Source organism: Microvirga pakistanensis, from assembly GCF_004458765.1.
Taxonomy (GTDB): Bacteria; Pseudomonadota; Alphaproteobacteria; order Rhizobiales; family Beijerinckiaceae; genus Microvirga; species Microvirga pakistanensis.
In genome coordinates this window covers 1-223 of the sequence record NZ_SPJX01000379.1, presented here as the reverse complement: position 1 = coordinate 223, position 223 = coordinate 1, and the positions used below count along the sequence as shown (strand labels likewise).

General features: G+C 64.6%; 1 pseudogene. It reads right to left on the bottom strand.

The window, feature by feature from the left end:
* A pseudogene (locus tag E4K09_RS30340) lies at positions 1 to 223 on the bottom strand (hypothetical protein); the annotation flags it as partial.

Genomic DNA, 223 nt, shown 5'->3' with positions numbered 1-223 from the left:
GGTGCCGCAAACAACCCCTGACGCAGCTCGGAGGGTAAATTCTCCAGAACCCGCAACTCGCCCCGCACAATCCCGTGCGCCTTGGCATGCGAGGTGCGGACAGAACGGCCGTAGCGCTCCCGCGTGGTCCGGCCACCGCTGGCCATCACCTCGATGATCCTGTCGGTTGTCTCCTGTTCGTCCGGCCCGATCTCCTCGACATCGTCTCGGTAGCGAACGAAGG